Annotated in this window: 3 protein-coding genes; all 3 read right to left on the bottom strand. The window is 46.2% G+C overall.

Annotated features, from left to right (window positions below; all coding sequences use genetic code 11):
- Positions 1-31: 31 nt before the first annotated feature.
- From ACTHUE_RS12845 to ACTHUE_RS12835, 3 genes are read right to left on the bottom strand one after another with little or no spacing between them, the layout of a single operon-like run.
- The gene (locus ACTHUE_RS12845; RefSeq protein WP_049344815.1) at positions 32-1,486 is read right to left on the bottom strand and encodes a LutB/LldF family L-lactate oxidation iron-sulfur protein; all 1,455 of its coding nucleotides are present in this window, start codon (positions 1,484-1,486) and stop codon (positions 32-34) included.
- Positions 1,483-2,184 carry a LutC/YkgG family protein gene (locus tag ACTHUE_RS12840; protein ID WP_049344814.1) on the bottom strand — a complete coding sequence of 234 codons (702 nt, stop codon included), beginning with the start codon at positions 2,182-2,184 and terminating at the stop codon, positions 1,483-1,485. Before ACTHUE_RS12840 ends, ACTHUE_RS12845 begins: the two co-directional genes overlap by 4 nt.
- On the bottom strand, positions 2,181-2,960 hold the full coding sequence (locus ACTHUE_RS12835; RefSeq protein ID WP_049344813.1) for a (Fe-S)-binding protein: 780 nt from the start codon (positions 2,958-2,960) through the stop codon (positions 2,181-2,183). The genes ACTHUE_RS12840 and ACTHUE_RS12835 overlap by 4 nt, the downstream gene beginning before the upstream one ends.
- Positions 2,961-3,782 lie beyond the last annotated feature (822 nt).

The raw sequence follows: 3,782 nt of genomic DNA, 5'->3' as shown, positions 1-3,782 counted from the left end.
GCTTTTATCCCCCAGGTTTTATTTTCAAGTCTTATGCTTTTTCTTGCTGACGTTTTCTTTCTGCCATCATCTCATGCAATGTTTGCTTGGCAGGTTTCATCGGAACATGGTTATTGGTCCAGCTTAACTGCTTGCTTGGCGTCAATGCACGGAATTTGGTAGCAGCCCAGCCGAATGCTCGATAAGCCTTACTGCCGCTGAAAATGCCGTTAAACGTACGCCACGCCATTTGCTCGCCGAAGGTATGCGATGCGCCTTGACCACGGATAGGATGAGGAACGGTTTCTGTTGGCGAACGTTGCGCTTCAACACGCAGACGTTGCATTTGTTCGGTAATCGGAATGCGTACCGGACAAACCTCAACACAGGCGCCACACATGGTACATGCAGTCGGCAGATCGCGTGTCGCATCCAAGCCTAACAAATGCGGAGAGATAATCTCGCCAATCGGGCCGGGATAAGTCGTACCGTAGGCCGCGCCACCGATACGGGTATAAACCGGACAGTGGTTCATACACGCACCGCAACGGATACATTGCAAGGTACGGCGCATTTGATCTTCTGCATACGCTTGACTACGGCCGTTATCAAGCAGTACCAAGTGCATTTCTTGAGGGCCGTCCAGCTCTTCGCTACGGCGAGGACCGGTAATCATATTAAAATAAGTGGTAATGTTCTGACCGATGGCGGAGCGTGGCAGCAGGCTGTACAAAGGCGGAACATCCGACAGCTTCGCAACCACTTTTTCAATACCGGTAATGGCGATGTGCACAGGCGGTACAGTGGTACTCAAGCGGCCGTTGCCTTCATTTTCGACCAGACACAAAGTGCCCGTTTCAGCAACGGCAAAGTTCACACCGCTCAAACCGACATCGGCAGTGCTGTAAATATCGCGCAATGCTTTACGCGCAAATCCAGTCAACTGGTCTACATCATCTGTTAATGGAGTGCCGAGGTTTTGATGGAAAAGCTCGCTAACCTGCTCTTTGGTTTTATGAATGGCAGGCATCACGATATGGGTTGGTTTCTCGCCGGCCATTTGAACGATAAACTCGCCCAAGTCGCTCTCAATCGCTTTGATGCCTTGATCTTGCAGATAATGGTTCAGCTCAATCTCTTCGCTGACCATAGATTTGCCTTTCACCATCAGCTTACCGTTTTTATCGGTAATGATGTTGTGAATGATTTGGCAGGCTTCGGCAGGTGTTTCTGCCCAGTGGACTTTAACGCCCAACTTGGTCAGGTTTTCTTCCAGCTGTTCCAATAATGCAGGCAATTTGGACAACGAACGTTGACGGACATGCTCACACAAGTCACGCAGGCTTTGCAGCTCTTCTTCATCTGTCAAAACGGCTTTGCGCTTGGTCATCAGCATGTCCATCGCTGTGCGCAAGCTTTTACGCAAAGGTTTGTCTTGCAAAGAAATCGCGGCGTTTTGCTTGAACGTTTCCGGCTTCATATGGAATTTAATGGTTTGGGAACTCATGCTTTTTCCTCCAAATCGGCAGGGGAAATGTGATCAGGCAGAACGGCCAAAACCACCAAATCGCGCGGGCCGTGTGCACCATAGGCCAAAGTCAATTGAATATCAGCAGTCTTAGACGGGCCGGAAATCAAAATAACGTTGGTAGGCATGCCTTTTTCTACCAGTTTTTCGCCTTCAACAGCATTATGTAATTCGTTGTACATTTTGCTGGTGTCAAACAAGCAGAAATGCACAGGCGGAACCAAACTCAGGCTGCGTGGCTCGACAGGACTGGACTCCAGCATAATCGTACCGGTACGGGCAATACCGCATTTAGAGCCGCTAAAACCAGCCTCAATATCGGTAAAGAATTCGTTTTTCCAGTCGTCGATTTTTCGCTCAAAACCACGCGGTTCAATATCGGTATCGGCCAAAGCTGCACGGGCCAGCTGACCATGTTCTGTTTCCAATGGAAGCAGAATGTTTTTCAAGCCCTTGCCTTCGGCGGCTTGACGGAATACTTGCGGCCAGTTGGATTTGGTAACCCAATAGATTTCAGTTTTGACGGCACGCATGGCAGCCGCCCAATGTTTCAAGCGTTCGACATCGTTTGCCCAAGAAACACCCATTTCACGGTAATAATCGAAAACCGGCGGTTCTTCCATCGGCAAGGCATCGGCTTTTTTCAATTTCGCTAAAATATTTTCGCGCGCGCTCATGCTTTACCTCCGGTGCGTTCCAACAGGAAAGATGCAATATGTTTCGGACGTGGCATATTGGGTTCGTCTTTAGCGATTTTGCCGCCAATATTCATCATGCAACCGCAGTCCGCGCTGATGATTTCAGTTGCGCCGGTTTCTTTCAGCGCGGCAACTTTGTCGGTTACCATCGCTCCGGAAATATCGGCTTGTTTCACAGAGAATGTACCGCCAAAACCGCAGCACTCGCTTTCATGGTCGTGAACGATACGTTCAACATTTTCCATGCCGTCGATCAACTGCCAGCCTGACAAATGTACATTCATCTCGCGACGCGCCGCGCAGGAAGTATGAACAGCCACTTTAACCGGCTCGCCTTTATCTTCAGGTTTGTAACCAATCGCCAGCAGGAAGTGGGTAAATTCAATGATACGATTGGCGCAATCAATGGCTTTTTGCTCGTACTCGGTACCTTTGAACAAAGTCGGCCAGTGGTGTTTCATCATGCCGCCGCAAGAACCGGAAGGCACGACAATCGGCCAATTTTCAGGGAATAAATCCAGTTGCGCTTTGGCAACATCAAAGGCTTCTTTAGGATGGCCTGACGAATAGGCCGGTTGACCGCAGCAGCTTTGCTCCATTGGATAATGGACACGGATACCCTGTTGTTCGATTAAAGTAATGGCATCCATGCCTGCTTCAGGCATGAAAAGGTCGAGAACGCAAGTACCGAAGAAATAAGCATCGGTTGGCTTGCTGTCGAATACAGTGATTTGTGGTGGTTTGATTGCGCTCATTTTTTAGAACGGGACAACCCGTTTTCTTGTGTAAAAATAAGATGGATACTTTAAGTAATTGCTTGTAATGGGTCAAGTCTAATTTTAAAAAATAATATTAAAAAAGCATGACAAACCAGACAAACACCTTTTCCTTATTAACTTGATAATCTACATAATAACCACTATCAATAAGAAAACTGATGGATTCATTTTTTAATGAATGAAGCTCGTACATTCTCTCTATTTAAAACACAATAACTGCCTCTTTATAGAATCTTGATTTACATCAGAAGTCATGAACTTAATCTCTATGACTCATTTTTAAACAAAATAAGCGACCCATTATGCTGTACATATGTTTCAGACGGCCATATCTGAATAAAAAGATGTCTAAGATAATAAAAATAAAAGTTTTTCTCACAAGACTCAGGTCGTCTGAAAGATAAGTTCGTCAAAAGGCCGCTTTCCATATGCTCAACCTTACTTTTAATCAAAATCAAACACTTGAAAAATCATCCTTCTTAACCTTGAAAACTCTATGCACACTCAAGCACTTCCAGTATCATTGAGACAGTCTCTTGACGCAAAATTACAGTCTTAGCCGCCCACAATCGGCATGGATTTGTAAAAGAAGTGAAACCAAGCTTCAAAACAATTTCACCTTAATTTCAGAGTAGGCATTATGTTGACCCAGACTCAACAGGTTGATTTGACCTTGCATCACCTTAAAGAACGCACCCTATCGATTTATACCCCCGAACAGCGTGCAAGCATCGAGACATCTGAAGACTGGAAACAGTTTGACAGACGACTTGAGGAACACTTCCCAAAACTGATGCA

This window comes from Neisseria sp. P0021.S005, from assembly GCF_051956955.1.
Note: the sequence above shows the minus strand (reverse complement) of the source record. Positions and strands in the feature narration are given on the sequence as shown.